The 13962-nt window shown below is 61.6% G+C and carries 13 protein-coding genes; 4 read left to right on the top strand and 9 right to left on the bottom strand.

Annotated elements, in window-relative coordinates:
- Positions 1–25 precede the first annotated feature (25 nt).
- Positions 26–343: an iron donor protein CyaY gene (gene cyaY, locus KZJ38_RS03155; protein ID WP_219798735.1), complete on the bottom strand. Its 318-nt coding sequence runs from the start codon at positions 341–343 to the stop codon at positions 26–28.
- 36 nt (positions 344–379) lie between these two features.
- On the opposite strand from cyaY, the gene lptM reads away from it, so the two are divergent.
- Complete coding sequence (gene lptM / locus KZJ38_RS03150; RefSeq protein ID WP_219798734.1) at positions 380–697, top strand: LPS translocon maturation chaperone LptM; 318 nt, start codon at positions 380–382, stop codon at positions 695–697.
- Positions 698–739: 42 nt separating this feature from the next.
- Positions 740–2014 (top strand): diaminopimelate decarboxylase, encoded by a 1275-nt coding sequence (gene lysA, locus KZJ38_RS03145; RefSeq protein WP_219798733.1) that lies wholly within the window; start codon positions 740–742, stop codon positions 2012–2014.
- A 44-nt stretch (positions 2015–2058) separates the two neighbouring features.
- Here lysA and msrQ read toward each other — a convergent pair whose 3' ends face one another.
- The 5 genes from msrQ to KZJ38_RS03120 form a co-directional block, all read right to left on the bottom strand.
- Positions 2059–2838, bottom strand: coding sequence for a protein-methionine-sulfoxide reductase heme-binding subunit MsrQ (gene msrQ, locus KZJ38_RS03140; protein ID WP_219798732.1), 780 nt, complete (start codon positions 2836–2838; stop codon positions 2059–2061).
- Between the two features lie 18 nt (positions 2839–2856).
- Complete coding sequence (msrP, locus tag KZJ38_RS03135; RefSeq protein WP_219798731.1) at positions 2857–3858, bottom strand: protein-methionine-sulfoxide reductase catalytic subunit MsrP; 1002 nt, start codon at positions 3856–3858, stop codon at positions 2857–2859.
- A gap of 220 nt (positions 3859–4078) precedes the next feature.
- Positions 4079–5281, bottom strand: coding sequence for a c-type cytochrome biogenesis protein CcsB (ccsB, locus tag KZJ38_RS03130; protein ID WP_219798730.1), 1203 nt, complete (start codon positions 5279–5281; stop codon positions 4079–4081).
- Positions 5282–5312: 31 nt separating this feature from the next.
- Complete coding sequence (locus KZJ38_RS03125; protein WP_219798729.1) at positions 5313–7577, bottom strand: cytochrome c biogenesis protein ResB; 2265 nt, start codon at positions 7575–7577, stop codon at positions 5313–5315.
- A gap of 241 nt (positions 7578–7818) precedes the next feature.
- Positions 7819–8472, bottom strand: a complete 654-nt coding sequence (locus KZJ38_RS03120; RefSeq protein WP_219798728.1) for a c-type cytochrome — start codon at positions 8470–8472, stop codon at positions 7819–7821.
- A gap of 280 nt (positions 8473–8752) precedes the next feature.
- Between KZJ38_RS03120 and yihA the strand changes: the two genes are divergently transcribed.
- Both yihA and hemB read left to right on the top strand, forming a co-directional pair.
- Positions 8753–9418, top strand: a complete 666-nt coding sequence (gene yihA / locus KZJ38_RS03115; RefSeq protein ID WP_219798727.1) for a ribosome biogenesis GTP-binding protein YihA/YsxC — start codon at positions 8753–8755, stop codon at positions 9416–9418.
- A 280-nt stretch (positions 9419–9698) separates the two neighbouring features.
- Positions 9699–10697: a porphobilinogen synthase gene (gene hemB / locus KZJ38_RS03110; protein WP_219798726.1), complete on the top strand. Its 999-nt coding sequence runs from the start codon at positions 9699–9701 to the stop codon at positions 10695–10697.
- Positions 10698–10937: 240 nt separating this feature from the next.
- On the opposite strand, the gene dsbD is transcribed toward hemB, so the two are convergent.
- The 3 genes from dsbD to rplQ form a co-directional block, all read right to left on the bottom strand.
- A complete protein-coding gene (gene dsbD, locus KZJ38_RS03105) occupies positions 10938–12851 on the bottom strand; it encodes a protein-disulfide reductase DsbD (protein WP_219798725.1) in 1914 nt (637 codons plus the stop codon).
- The gene (gene cutA / locus KZJ38_RS03100; protein ID WP_219798724.1) at positions 12844–13170 is read right to left on the bottom strand and encodes a divalent-cation tolerance protein CutA; all 327 of its coding nucleotides are present in this window, start codon (positions 13168–13170) and stop codon (positions 12844–12846) included. The genes dsbD and cutA overlap by 8 nt, the downstream gene beginning before the upstream one ends.
- Positions 13171–13424: 254 nt before the next feature.
- Positions 13425–13820, bottom strand: a complete 396-nt coding sequence (gene rplQ / locus KZJ38_RS03095) for a 50S ribosomal protein L17 (RefSeq protein WP_219798723.1) — start codon at positions 13818–13820, stop codon at positions 13425–13427.
- Positions 13821–13962: the final 142 nt, after the last annotated feature.

The raw sequence follows: 13962 nt of genomic DNA, 5'->3' as shown, positions 1-13962 counted from the left end.
TTCAGGCCCTGCGCAATACCCGGGATCAGGGCGTGATTTGCACCGGCTCGCCGGCCTGCTGCGTCGCATAGTCAGACAGCGCGGTAAAGAATTCCGTGCCGTTGCGCGTGTCGCGCCATTTGCCGTCGACAAAGCGGAAGTGGTAACCGCCCGACTTCGCCGCGATCCAGATCTCCTGCATCGGCGGCTGCAGGTTCACGATGATCTTCGTGCCGTTCTCGAACTCGAGCGTCAGCACATTGCCGCTGCGCTCGAATTCGATATCGGCGTCGGTGTAGTCGAGCGCGCGCTCGACCGCCGCCAGCACTGCTTCTGCACGAGCCAGGTAATCACTATCGGACATGCTAAACTCCAGCGGATTCGTTATACAGGGACAGTCATGCGAGCCGTTTTCCGGATGAGCGCGATTGTAGCGGCTTTGTCCATTCTCGCAGCCGTCGTACTCACAGGCTGCGGGCAACGCGGCGCGCTCTATCTGCCTACCGTACCGCCGTTGCCGCCAAAACCGCAGGAACAGACGCAACCGCCTTCGCCCGAAGAAGTGAAACCGACGCCGGAAACGGCATCGTCGAGCATTCCGGACACCACCGGCGAACCGTTGTCGCTATCACCCGACGATGCAATGCAGATGCCTGCTAGCGGCACCACGGCACCGATGCCGCAGCGGCCTGCCTCGAGCGCGCCGCAGGCACAATAGACATCCCTTGCCGGGACTTCAAGACCTCACCAAGAGCTTCGCATGACTCGATCAGCCTTCGCCCACGTCGACGGCGTGCTGCACGCCGAGGGCGTGTCGGCCGTGTCGCTTGCCGAGCGGTTCGGCACACCGCTCTATGTCTACTCGCGCGCGGCGTTGACCGACGCGTGGCAAGCGTATGCCGGCGCATGCGCGGGCCGTCGGGCGAGCGTGCATGTCGCCGTGAAAGCGAACAGCAATCTCGCCGTGCTCAACGTGTTCGCGCGTATGAACGCGGGCTTCGACATCGTGTCGGGCGGCGAACTCGCACGCGTGCTTGCCGCCGGCGGCAAGGCGGAAAACACGGTGTTTTCGGGTGTCGGCAAGACGGCTTCTGAAATGCGCGAGGCACTGGCGGCGGGCGTGAAGTGCTTCAACGTCGAGTCGATTCCCGAACTCGATCGCCTGAACGAAGCGGCGGGCGCGATGGGCAAGCGGGCGCCGGTGTCGCTGCGGGTGAATCCCGATGTCGATGCGAAAACGCATCCGTATATCTCGACCGGTCTGAAGGCGAACAAGTTCGGCGTCGCATTCGACGACGCGCGCGCCACCTACCGCGCGGCCGCCGCGATGCCGCACCTCGAGGTGGTCGGCATCGATTGCCATATCGGTTCGCAGATCACCGAGGTCGCGCCGTATCTCGACGCGATCGACCGGCTGCTCGACCTCGTCGGACAGATCGAAGCCGATGGCTCGAAGATTCGCCATATCGATATCGGCGGCGGCCTCGGCATCACCTACGACGATGAAACGCCGCCTGATATCGGCGTGTTCGTGCGCACGGTGCTCGATCGGATCGAAGCGCGTGGACAGGGGCATCGCGAGGTGTACTTCGAGCCGGGGCGTTCGCTGGTCGGCAACGCCGGCATCCTGTTGACGCAGGTCGAGTTTCTGAAGCCAGGCGTCGAAAAGAACTTCGTGATCGTCGACGCCGCGATGAACGACCTCGCGCGTCCGGCGATGTATGAGGCGTACCACGCGATCGAGCCGGTGGTCGTGCGTAATGTGCCCAATAATGCGCCCAAGCAAGTTTATGACGTCGTGGGCCCTGTCTGCGAAAGCGGCGACTGGCTCGGTCGCGAGCGTGAACTGGCTGTGGAACCCGGCGATCTGCTCGCGATCCGCTCAGCGGGTGCGTACGGCTTCGTGATGAGCTCGAACTACAACACGCGCCCGCGCGCCGCGGAAGTCATGGTGGACGGCGATCAGGTCTATGTCGTTCGCGCGCGCGAGGAAGTCAGGCAGCTGTTTGCGGGCGAATCGCTGCTGCCGGACTAGGTAGGCACACTTCGATAAGGCGCTGACCGCAGCCGGAAAAAAGGTCAGCGCTCCGCCGTATCCTGCCCCGCCGCATCCCGCCGCGCCGCATTTCGCCGCACCGCACGGTCGCGCGCCCACACGATCAACCTCCATCCAAGCAGCGCAATCACAATCGCGCCGTAGATCTTCGGCAAGATCAGATCGTGCTTGCCCGCCTTCATCCACCAGAAGTGCAGGATCGCGAGCGCCGCGATCACATAGATCGCGCGATGCAGCACCTGCCAGCGGCGCCCGAGCTTGCGCACCATCGCTTTCGGCGACGTGACCGCAAGCGGAATCAGCAGCACGAACGCGGCAAATCCGACCGTGATGAACGGACGCTTGCCGATGTCCTTCAGAATCTCGGCGACGTCAAACCACTTGTCGAACCAGAAGTACGTCGTGAAGTGCAGCGCACCGTAGAAGAACGCGTAGAGCCCGAGCATGCGCCGAAACCGCAGTACCGCGTTGAAGCCGGTCAGCTTGCGCAACGGCGTGACGGCGAGCGTGATGCAGAGAAAGACGAGCGTCCAGAGTCCGGTCGAGCGCGTGATGAACTCAATCGGATTCGCGCCCAGCTGACCGGTGAAGCCGAACAGCACGAGCCGCCCGAGCGGATAAAGACACGCGATAAATACCGCGATCTTCGCCGGCACGATCCAGCGCGCGTTTGCCGCCGTCGCGGATTTCTTCTTCGCGCCGGCAGCGCTCACATCGCGCGTCGCGGCAACACCGCCCACGGTGGGCGTCGCTGCACGCGGCACGTTGCGTCCGGACGATACCGTTTGCGTCTCGGTGGCCATCTGCGTCATCCTCCGCGCTCAGAAGTTCTTTTTCAGGTCCATGCCCTGGTACATCGACGCGACCAGATCGCCATAACCGTTGAACATCAGCGTCTTGCGCTTCGGCGTGAAAAAGCCGTCTTCGCCGATGCGCCGCTCGGTCGCCTGACTCCAGCGCGGATGGTCGACGTTCGGGTTCACGTTCGAATAGAAGCCGTACTCGTTCGGCGCATACGTGTTCCAGCTGGTCGGCGGTTGCTTGTCGACGAAGCGGATCTTCACCAGCGATTTCGCGCTCTTGAAGCCGTATTTCCACGGCACGACGATGCGCACCGGCGCGCCGTTCTGGTTCGGCAGCACCTGGCCATACAAGCCCATTGTGAGCAGCGTCAGCGGATTCATCGCTTCGTCCATCCGCAGGCCTTCCGAGTAGGGCCACTCGAGAATCGGGTCGGACAGGCCCGGCATCTGCGACGGATCGGCGAGCGTGATGAACTGCACATACTTCGCGTTGCCGGTCGGCTGCACGCGCTTGATCAGCTCCGCCAGCGGCACGCCGATCCACGGAATCACCATCGACCAGCCTTCGACGCAGCGCATGCGATATACGCGCTCTTCGAGCGGCGCAAGCTTCAGCAGCTCGTCGATATCGTAGACCTTCGGGTTCTTGATCTCGCCTTCGACGCTGACCTTCCACGGCCGCGGCCGCAGCGTGCCGGCGTGATGTGCCGGGTCCGACTTGTCGGTGCCGAACTCGTAGAAGTTGTTGTAGGTCGTGACGTCCTGGAACGGCGTCGGCTTGTCGACCACGACGAATTTCGGGTTCGTCTTCGCCACCAGCTTCTGCGCTTTCGCGTCCGGCGACGAGAACTCAGCATGCGCCTCTTCGGGGGCGCCCACGCCGATCAGCCCGCCCAGAGCCGCGGCGCCCGCAGCCTGCAGCACGCGCCGCCTGTTTTCAAAGATCCGCTGCGGCGTGATTTCGCTGCGCGGAATGTCGTCGCCAGCCAGGCGCGACGCGTCGGGTCGCTTGATCCACATTTTGCTGCTCCTCGCGCGCCTCGTCGGGCCCGCTCATTTCATCGTACGGCGTGTGTCGGAAGGTCTAGTTTCGCCTTCGTCCGAAGATTCGTCCGGAATTCCTTATCTACTACTCCTGTTGTAGCAAACGAAAGGGATTCGGAAATCATCCCGCGCCACCATAAAAAAACCGCCGGTGCATCGCACGCGGCGGTTATTTGTCGGTTTTCGAGGGCGGATATTACAGCTTTCCGTAGCTATGCAGCCCGGAAAGGAACATATTCACGCCGAGGAACGCGAACGTGGTGACCAGCAGGCCAGTGAGCGCCCACCATGCCGCCACCGCGCCGCGCAGGCCTTTCATCAGGCGCATATGCAGCCATGCGGCGTAATTGAGCCACACGATCAGCGCCCACGTCTCCTTCGGATCCCAGCTCCAGTAGCCGCCCCACGCTTCCGCGGCCCACAGCGCGCCGAGAATCGTCGCGACTGTGAAGAACGCGAAGCCGACTGCGATCGACTTGTACATCACGTCGTCGAGCACATCGAGCGTGGGCAGGCGGTCGGACAGCACGCCACGCTCCTTCATCAGATACGCGACGCCGACCATCGCCGACAGCGCAAAGCTGCCGTAACCGATAAAGTTCGCCGGCACGTGGATCTTCATCCACCAGCTCTGCAGCGCGGGCACGAGCGGCTGGATCTGCTGCGCATCGCGCGCGATCGAATACCACATGAGAAAGCCGACCGCCGCGCTGATCACGAGCAGCACGAACGCGCCGAGCGCGCGCGTGTTGTAGTGCGTTTCGTAATACAGGTAGAAGAGCGCCGTAATCAGGCTGAACAACACGAACACTTCATAGAGGTTCGAGATCGGAATATGGCCGACGTCCGCGCCGATCAGATACGACTCGTACCAGCGCACCATCAGGCCGGTGAAGCCCATCAGCACCGCGGCCCACGTCATTTTCGAGCCGATCGCGGCGCCCGTTGCGGAACGCGACAACAGGCCGATCCAGTAGAACAGCGTGGCGAACACGAAGAGCGCGCTCATCCACAGGATGGCGGACTGGCTCGACAGGAAATACTTGAGGAAGAACGCGTTATCGGCGCGCGACAGGTCGCCGTGATAGATCCCGATGGCCGACAGCGACAGCGCCGCGATGCCGATCATCAGCGGCCGTACGGGCTTCCACCGCCAGCCGAGCACGACGAACACCGGCACCGCGCACACGAGCACGAGTTTGTCGTAGTAGTTCATGAACGCGTGGTAGCGCGACAGCGCAAACCCCGCGCCGCCGGCGAGCACCAGTGCGAACAGCCAGTCGAATGCCGTCAGGCGCTTCAGGAAGGGGCGGTCGTCGAGCAAACCGGAATGGCGCGGTAAAGACGCACCAGCACGCCGTTGCTCGGGTGTGGAAGAAGAAACTTGGGTCAAGTCCATGATCTTACCGGGTCGAATCTTGTGGGCTGTGTTATGAGCCGGATGGTGAGCCGGGTTGTGAACCTGGCCCCGGGTCAGCCGGTTGGCTGCCACCACCGGACGCAGCGGACGCTACCGATTCGTCGATCAGTCTGGCGCCAAGCGCCGTACCGATCGCGTCACGCGTCTCTTTGAACTCCTTGTCGAAGTCGAACGTCTTGCGAGCGCTCGACATCGCCATCACGACATTGACGCCGCGATCCGAGTCTTTGAGCCAGAACCACAGGCGCCGTTCACGCACGTAGAACATCGAGAAGATGCCTAGCACGAGAAGCAGGCTGCCAAGATACACGACTTTTTTGCCCGGCGCGCGCGTCAACTGAAATACCGAAGCTTGCACCTGCTTGAAGGAGTCGAGTTGCAGGAAAACCGGTGATCCATACAAAAAGCTGTCGGATATTGCGTTGATCGAGTTCTGCACGAAACGGGTCGCCGCATCGCCGGGCTGCGCCGGCGCTTCGCCCGCCTGCGTGCGCGAGATTTGCCAGACGTCCCACATCGCGCCTTCCAGCATGCGCAGCAACAATCCTGCCGCCTTTTCCTGCTCGGCTTTCGGTACCGAATGGTCGATGAACATCGCGATGGCCTGGAAGCCGCCGGGCGCGTTCGTTTGACCATGCGGCTGTGCGTTCGGCTGGGCGTTCGCCGGCGCGGCGAGACTGCTGTCGGCGCCTGCAAAGAGGGTCAGAACGCGCGTCGCGCTTTCCTCGAGATGCTGCTGCAGTTCCGGTTCCGCATTCGGCACCGAGCGCTGCGCGAAACGGTGTGCGGCTTCGGCGCGCGTCGCGGGATTTTCGAGCGCCGCGCGCAAGCCCATCCACTCCTTGACCGTGCCCCCTTCGTCGGCCGGGATACGCAGATAGCGGAACGGATCGTCCGGATTGGTGCGCATGCCGGCGAGGAACACACGCTCGCCGCCGACGTCGACGGGCAGCATGTAGTTGTTGTACTCGCGCGCCTGGCCGTCCTTGTTGCGCACCTTGTACTGCACCGACGGGCCGACGTTGTGAAGATCGAGCGGCTTCGACGTCTTCGCGCCGGAACCGAGGCGCTCGTCGAACGCCTGCTTCAGCGTTTCGTGTTGCGCGACACCGCGCGCGTCGGTCTGGCCATTGCCGTTCGTGATGTTTTCGACGTTGATCGCGCGGAAATCGGCGAATTCGACCGTCTGACCGTCCGAGCCCGGAATCGCGTTCGTCAGCGGTGTCGAATTGCCGATCGTGCCGTCGAACGGGACCGGCTTCGCGCTTGTGCCCGTCATCGGGTACGCGCTCATCTTCATCTCGGAGCCGCCGTCCTGGAAGCTCGACTGATAGATCGACACGCCGTCGTACTCGAACGGCTTGTTCACCTCGACACGCGCCGGAACCTGCTTGCCGGTCTTGTGATCGATCACGACGATGTCGCTCGCGAAGAGCTTCGGCATGCCCGTCGAGTAGTAGTCGACGATGAACTTGTTCAGCTGGATCGAGAACGGCAGGTCCTGAATAAGCGAGCCATTGGGCTGGTTCAGGATCGCGGTCGATACGTGCTGCCCTTCGGGCACCCACGCATAGCCGCGGAACGTCGGGTTCGATTGGGACAGCCGGTGCTCGGGCGGGATCTCGTTGATCACCGTGTTGCTGCTGATCGGCGACTTGTCGAAGAGCCACATCTGCAGCCTGATCGGCAGATTGCTGTCGAGCAAACCGCCAATACAGATGATCACGATCGCCAGGTGCGCGGAAATATAGCCGAGCTTCGTCATCGCACCGCGCTTGGCGGCAATCAGCGTCGCGCCTTCGGACTCGCGCGTGACGAACCGGTAGCCAAGCTTGGCGGACAGTTGCGTGAGCGTGGTCGTGGCTTGCGCGCGCGTCTGCGGCACGGCGAACTCGCCCTTGTGATGGAACGCGCGCAGGCTCGCTTCGCGGACCTTGTCCTTCCAGCTCTTCGTGTCGGCCAGCATCTTCGGGGCGTTGCGGATCACGCACAGCGATACCGACGCGATCAGAAAGCCGAGGATCAGCATGAACCACCACGCGCTGTACACGGTGTAGAGGCTCAGTGACCGGAAGATGTCGGCCCAGAACGGGCCGAACTGATTGACGTAGTTCGGATACGGGTCGTCTTGCGTGAGGACCGTGCCGATGATGCTCGCGATCGCGAGGATCACCAGCATCGCGATCGCGAAGCGCATCGAGCTGAGCAACTCGATGGCCTCACGCGCGACTCGCTGGCGCGATTTCGACTGCAGACCCGATGTGGTAACGCTCATTCAAACTCCAACTGAACAGCAAAAAAGGGTGCAGGGCCATCGCACCGTGGCGACGCCCTCACCCTTTTCTTGTTTTTTTGCCGGTTAATCCACGTCACAGCGCCACGTCACAGCGCCACGTCACAGCGGCATGCCATAGCGGCAGGTCACAGCAGCTTCATGCAACAGCGGTTGCACATCATGCTGCGCCACGCAACCGCCGTAGCCGCGAAGCCTGCTCGACTTGCGCGCGGACGCTAGCTTAATGCAAACCGGCCATGTAATCAGCGACGGCCTTGATCTCGCTATCCGACAAACGCTGCGCGATCTGATGCATCGCCTCGTTGTTGTTGCGAGCGCCCGGCCCTTGCTGGAACGCAACCAGCTGCGCAGCAAGGTACTCAGACCACTGCCACGACACGCGCGGATACTGCGACGGAATGCCCTGGCCGGTCGGCCCGTGGCAGCTTGCGCAAGCCGGCACGCCCTTCTCTGCAATGCCCGCACGATAAATCTTCTGCCCGAGCGGCACCGTGTTCTTGTCGTGCGCGTAGCCGGGCTTCGGAGCTTGCGTTGCGAAGTATGCCGCGACGTTCACCATGTCCTGATCCGATAACGCACCTGAGATGCCGGCCATGATCGGATTGTTACGCGCGGGCTGCTTCGCGCCCGGTTGCGTTTTGAAATCCTTGAGCTCTTTGACGAGGTATTCGGGATGCTGGCCGGCGAGCTTCGGATACGCGCCGCCTGCGCTATTGCCATCCGCACCGTGACACGAAGCGCAAACTTGCGCCGCGATTGCCTGCCCCCGATTCAAATCCGGCTTTGACTGATCCGCCGCTTTTGCCTGTACTGCCAAACCTGAAAGACCTACTGCTGTGTGAAGCACCACCAGAATCCTGCCCAGTCGATTCATTCGCACACCCTGTTTCGTCTTGTGGGAATTAGAGGTTCTGCAAAATACGACGGCGACCGAATTACCTGATTGAATTACCTCGCAACCCCAGTTACGTATTGAGCGCGCGCGTTGATGATGCCTTGGTCCACGCGACATTCCACAGGTTTTCAGTAAACCATCATATTGTACAATAACTCGCTAATCGCCAAGACGCCAGTCGGGCTTGCCCCGGCGGCTATCGCGTATGCGTGCGAGTCCGCTTCTGGATCCGCTTCTGTGTTCCTTCCCGGTCTCCCCCATGCCCTTTCTGCTCCACCAGGCCCGCTTTTTCACCACTGTCAATCATCTGCACGATCTGCCGCCTACCGCGCAGCCTGAAATCGCGTTTGCCGGTCGATCGAATGCGGGTAAATCCACGGCGATCAATGTGCTGTGCAATCAGAAGCGCCTGGCGTTCGCGAGTAAAACACCGGGACGCACGCAGCACATCAATTACTTCTCGGTCGGGCCCGCCGACGAGCCGGTCGCGCATCTGGTCGATCTGCCGGGCTATGGCTACGCGGAAGTGCCCGGTGCGGCGAAGGCCCATTGGGAAGCGCTGCTGTCCAGTTACTTGCAGTCGCGCGCGCAATTGCGCGGGATGATCCTGATGATGGATTCGCGGCGCCCGCTGACCGAACTGGACCGCCGGATGATCGAGTGGTTTGCGCCGACGGGCAAGCCAATCCATACGTTGCTGACGAAATGCGACAAATTGACGCGTCAGGAAAGCACCAACGCGTTGCGCACGACGAAGAAGGGATTCGCCGACTATCGCGCAGCCGGCTATCAGGGTGAACTCACCGCGCAGCTTTTTTCGGCGCTCAAGCGAACGGGCCTCGAAGAGGCGCATGAGTTGATTGAAAGCTGGATTGCGCAGGATGTCGCCGACGATTCGGCCGGTGATTCGACGAGCGAAGCGTAGTCGCTGCGGCGCATCGCTTCACACGTACCGCTTCACACACTTTGGGATGCCGCCGGCGTGCCTGGGTCTCGCACGCAACTTCCCCGTCGACCATAAAAAAACCCGCCGCAAGTAGACGGCGGGCTAAACAGCCTAATCGAATAACGACAGGCACCCGCTCAGGGAGGAGAAGCGGGGAGCTCGGCGCAGCGCGCCTTACTCGATCGGTATCATATACCATTGTCTCAAAAAGTTTCTGGCCCACAGACGCCGTCTGTTTCACATTCGCACGAGTTTCGATATGAGTTTTTACCCGCATCATCGTCCGCGCCGCATGCGCCGTGACGAGTTCTCGCGCCGCATGATGCGCGAAAACGTTCTCACCACTAATGACCTGATTTATCCCGTGTTCGTCGTCGAGGGCACGAATGTGCGGCAAGCGGTGCCGTCGATGCCCGGCGTCGAGCGCGTATCCGTCGATCTGCTGATGGGCGTGGCCGAACAGTGTGTCGAGCTCGGTGTGCCGGTGCTGTCGCTGTTCCCGGTCATCGAACCGTCGCTGAAGACGCCGGATGGCCACGAGGCCACCAATCCGGCCGGTCTGGTTCCGCGTGCGGTGCGCGAGCTGAAGAAGCGCTTCCCCGAGCTCGGCGTGCTGACGGACGTTGCACTCGATCCTTATACGAGCCACGGCCAGGACGGCGTGCTCGACGAATCGGGTTATGTGATCAACGACGCGACGGTCGAAATTCTTATCGAACAGGCGAAGGCGCAGGCCGAAGCCGGCGTCGACATCGTCGCGCCGTCGGACATGATGGACGGCCGCATCGGCGCGATCCGCGAAATGCTCGAAAGCGAGGAGCATATTCATACGCGGATCATGGCGTACTCGGCGAAATTCGCGTCGGCGTTTTATGGACCGTTTCGCGATGCAGTCGGCTCCGCGGCGAATCTCGGCAAGAGCAACAAGATGACGTATCAGCTCGATCCGTCGAACTCCGACGAAGCGATGCGCGAGATCCGCGCCGACATCGACGAAGGCGCCGACATGGTGATGGTCAAGCCTGGCATGCCTTACCTCGATATCGTGCGCCGCGTACGCGACGAGTTTCACTTCCCGACCTACGTGTATCAGGTGAGCGGCGAGTACGCGATGTTGAAAGCAGCCGCGCAGAACGGCTGGCTCGATCACGACAAGGTGATGATGGAATCGCTGCTCGCGTTCAAGCGTGCGGGTGCGAACGGTGTGCTGACATACTTTGCGCTTGATGCTGCGCGGCTGCTTCGTTCACAGAAATAAACGGGGATTGTTGACAGTTGTGTCGCGAATCGTGCGCGGTTGTTGTCGATGCAGTGCTGTGGATGTGATGCGCGTAACGTGACAGGCAGAGCTGCCTCAGATCGACGATAAAGAAAGGCGGAGCATTCGTGAGAATGTTCCGCCTTTTTCTTTGTGATGCTTTGTGATGTACCGCTGTTGTACCGCCGTTTTACGCAGTCGCAGACCGTTAGACCATCCGTAAGCCGCGTGCATCGGTAGTCAGGACTGCGGTGGTTGTTTTGCCGCTGCGATCCGGTCCAGGCTCCGCAGGAACGTATCAGCCGATTCGTAACCGACCACGCGCAATACTTCCTTCCCGTCCTGATTGAAAAAGATGATTCCAGGCGGTCCGAAGAGATTGAAACGCTTCAGCAACGCCTGATCGTCGGTGTTGTTCGCAGTGACATCCGCGCGCAGCAGCTTCAGTTGCTTCAGTCGTGCATTGACGCGCGGATCGCTGAAGGTGAACTTCTCCATTTCCTTGCAACTGACACACCAGTCCGCGTAGAAGTCGAGCATCGCGGGTTGCGCAGCCGTTTTCACCACTTCATCGAGCTGGCCCGACGAGCTGACAGGCGCAAACGCGAGATCGCTTTGGGCATTGGCGACGGCGCCCGCGCCTTGCGCACCCGCGCCTCCCGGCGCACGATCGGCCAGTACCGCGAGCGGCCGCAACGGATCGGTCGAACCGGCCGCGACACCGACCAGTAGCACCGCCGCCCAGATTGCGCACGCCGCGCCGATACCGCGCCCGAGTCCGCGCCAGAGCGCTTTGCTGTTGCCGGTCTGCTGCTGCGGCTGCGGCGAGAAAAGCCCCAATGCGGCGGCCGCAACCAGCAGCCACAACACGCTCAGCAGCATCTGCGCAGTGCCGCCGAGCACCGGCCAGACGATCCACAACGCTGCCGCCAACAGGATGACGCCGAAGAACACCTTTACGCTGTCCATCCACGCGCCCGCACGCGGCAAGATCGTACCCGCGCCGAGGCCGATGATAAGCAGCGGCACGCCGAGCCCAATTCCCATCGCGAACAGCGCAGCGCCGCCAAGCGCCGCATTGCCCGTGTGCGCAATAAACGCGAGCACAGCAAAAAGCGGCGCTGTCATGCACGCGCCGACGACGAGCGCCGACAGCGCGCCCATTGCAGCGACCGCCGCAAATTTACCGCCCGAACGGCCCTCCGACGCCTTCGACACGCCGCTTTGCCAACGCTGCGGCAGCACGATATCGACGCCGGCGATCAAGGTCAGCGAGAACGCGGTCAGGAGAATGGCGAACGCACCGAGTACCCACGGGTTTTGCAGCCAGGCGCCGAGGCTCTGCCCGACAAGCGCCGCCGCGATGCCAAGCGCCGTGTAGACGAGCGCCATGCCAATCACGTACGACAGCGATAGTCCGAAGCCACGTGCGCGCGTCACGCGCGCACCCTCACCGATGATGATCGCGGAGAGAATCGGGATCATCGGGTACGAACAGGGAAGCAGGCTCAGCACCATGCCGGCGACGAAGTACAAGCCGACAATCGCGAAAAAACCGCCGCCTTGCAGCAACGACTGTGCGTAGTCCGCGCTGGTCGCGCGTTCGTACCAGCTGGTCGACGCGGATGCGTCGGTTTTCGATGTGGCCTGCTGCGTGGCGTTCGAGGTCGTGCCTGTGCTTGCGGGTTGCAGCGCCGTGCCACTCACGTGGTACACGCGCTCCATCGGCGGATAGCAGATGCCGGCGTCGGCGCAACCCTGCGACGTCACCGCGAGATCGAATGGACCGTTCGACTGCTTGATCGGGATACGGATTGTCAGCTCGCCGCGATAGGTCTCGACGTTCTTCTGGAAAGTCTCGTCGAACTTGACGTGCCCGGCCGGCAACTGCGGAAGATCGATCGTCGAGGCGCCGTTGCGCACCGCAAACGAAAAGCGCTCGCGGTACATGTAGTAACCGTCCGCGATCTTGTAATGGACGTCGACCTCACCGGGCTGTTCGGTCGCGCTGAATTTGAACGCGACGGCAGGGTCGAGGAAATCGTCGGCGGCACGCGCCGCGCCAACGGAGAGCAACGTGATCAGCAGACACGCGAAAAGCAGCTTGGCAACGCGCATGACACCGAGCGGGGACGAATTCAGACCGTTAAACATGGATGGGACGTTGAGTTTCTGCATTGACCCACTGCCCGTACGCGGCTGACGCGATCGCTTGCCACGAGAGGATTTCCGGGGTGTCGTAAGGATGATGCGACAGGATGAACTGCTCGAGCTCCTGAGCCCGGGCGACGCTCGTCTTGAACAGCACCTGGACTTCATCGGCCGATTCGATCTTGCCCTGCCAGTGAAAGCTCGAGCGCACAGCGCCTAGCTGCGTTGCACAAGCGGCGAGCCGCGCGGCGAGAATCTCGGTCGACAGCTTTTCGGCGATCGTCGTGTCGGGTACCGTGGTCATCATCAGGATCACGTTCATGGTTTCCGACGCCTCCTTCACCGGACAAAAGCAGCGATACAAAATTCGCTGTCGATATCGTATCACCATGATCGATCGCGCTTCGGCAGCGGGTTTTGCGGGTGGACCTTGTCGATTTCGCGCATCACCCGTCGGCTACTAACGCCCCGAGCCTGGCGCGGATAGCCTGGAACGACGACCTGAGCGCGCTGAAAGCAAAAAACCAGGCACAAGGCCTGGTTTTTTGTTCTTCGTATCAGCCGACGGCAGCGAGCTTATTCAGCTTCGACCGCATTTTCCGCTTCAACCGGTTCCGGACGATCGAGCAGCTCGACGAGCGCCATCGGTGCGTTATCGCCGACGCGGAAACCGAACTTCAGGATGCGCAGATAGCCGCCCGGACGGTTCGCGAAACGCGGACCGAGCACGTCGAACAGTTTCGTGACCGAGTCACGATCGCGCAGACGGTTGAACGCCAGACGGCGGTTAGCCAGCGACGGCTTCTTGCCGAGCGTAATCAGCGGCTCGACGACTTTACGGAGTTCCTTCGCCTTCGGCAGCGTGGTCTTGATGACTTCGTGCTCGATCAGCGAGTTGGACATGTTACGGAGCATTGCCAGACGGTGGCTGCTCGTGCGGTTCAGTTTCCGCAGACCATGACGGTGACGCATTTTCAGTTTCCTTGATTCAAAGTTTTAATCCAGCTCTTCTATCGCATCGCATTCTCATGTTCATGTGAATGACGATTGCACGGGCCGGTAGAGAAAAACGGCAAGACGCGGATTTTAAAGGAAAATCCGCGTCTTTGCCAGT

The sequence above is a fragment of the Paraburkholderia edwinii genome, assembly GCF_019428685.1.
GTDB lineage: Bacteria > Pseudomonadota > Gammaproteobacteria > Burkholderiales > Burkholderiaceae > Paraburkholderia > Paraburkholderia edwinii.
This window is presented reverse-complemented; position numbering and strand designations above follow the sequence as displayed.

Bases quoted from the DNA above. Each gene is read 5' to 3' on its own strand.
- msrQ (WP_219798732.1), bottom strand. From the start codon at position 2,838: ATGGCCACCGAGACGCAAACGGTATCGTCCGGACGCAACGTGCCGCGT.
- lptM (WP_219798734.1), top strand. From the start codon at position 380: ATGCGAGCCGTTTTCCGGATGAGCGCGATTGTAGCGGCTTTGTCCATT.
- msrP (WP_219798731.1), bottom strand. From the start codon at position 3,858: ATGTGGATCAAGCGACCCGACGCGTCGCGCCTGGCTGGCGACGACATT.
- cutA (WP_219798724.1), bottom strand. From the start codon at position 13,170: ATGAACGTGATCCTGATGATGACCACGGTACCCGACACGACGATCGCC.
- dsbD (WP_219798725.1), bottom strand. From the start codon at position 12,851: ATGTTTAACGGTCTGAATTCGTCCCCGCTCGGTGTCATGCGCGTTGCC.
- lysA (WP_219798733.1), top strand. From the start codon at position 740: ATGACTCGATCAGCCTTCGCCCACGTCGACGGCGTGCTGCACGCCGAG.
- rplQ (WP_219798723.1), bottom strand. From the start codon at position 13,820: ATGCGTCACCGTCATGGTCTGCGGAAACTGAACCGCACGAGCAGCCAC.
- yihA (WP_219798727.1), top strand. From the start codon at position 8,753: ATGCCCTTTCTGCTCCACCAGGCCCGCTTTTTCACCACTGTCAATCAT.
- KZJ38_RS03120 (WP_219798728.1), bottom strand. From the start codon at position 8,472: ATGAATCGACTGGGCAGGATTCTGGTGGTGCTTCACACAGCAGTAGGT.
- hemB (WP_219798726.1), top strand. From the start codon at position 9,699: ATGAGTTTTTACCCGCATCATCGTCCGCGCCGCATGCGCCGTGACGAG.
- KZJ38_RS03125 (WP_219798729.1), bottom strand. From the start codon at position 7,577: ATGAGCGTTACCACATCGGGTCTGCAGTCGAAATCGCGCCAGCGAGTC.
- ccsB (WP_219798730.1), bottom strand. From the start codon at position 5,281: ATGGACTTGACCCAAGTTTCTTCTTCCACACCCGAGCAACGGCGTGCT.
- cyaY (WP_219798735.1), bottom strand. From the start codon at position 343: ATGTCCGATAGTGATTACCTGGCTCGTGCAGAAGCAGTGCTGGCGGCG.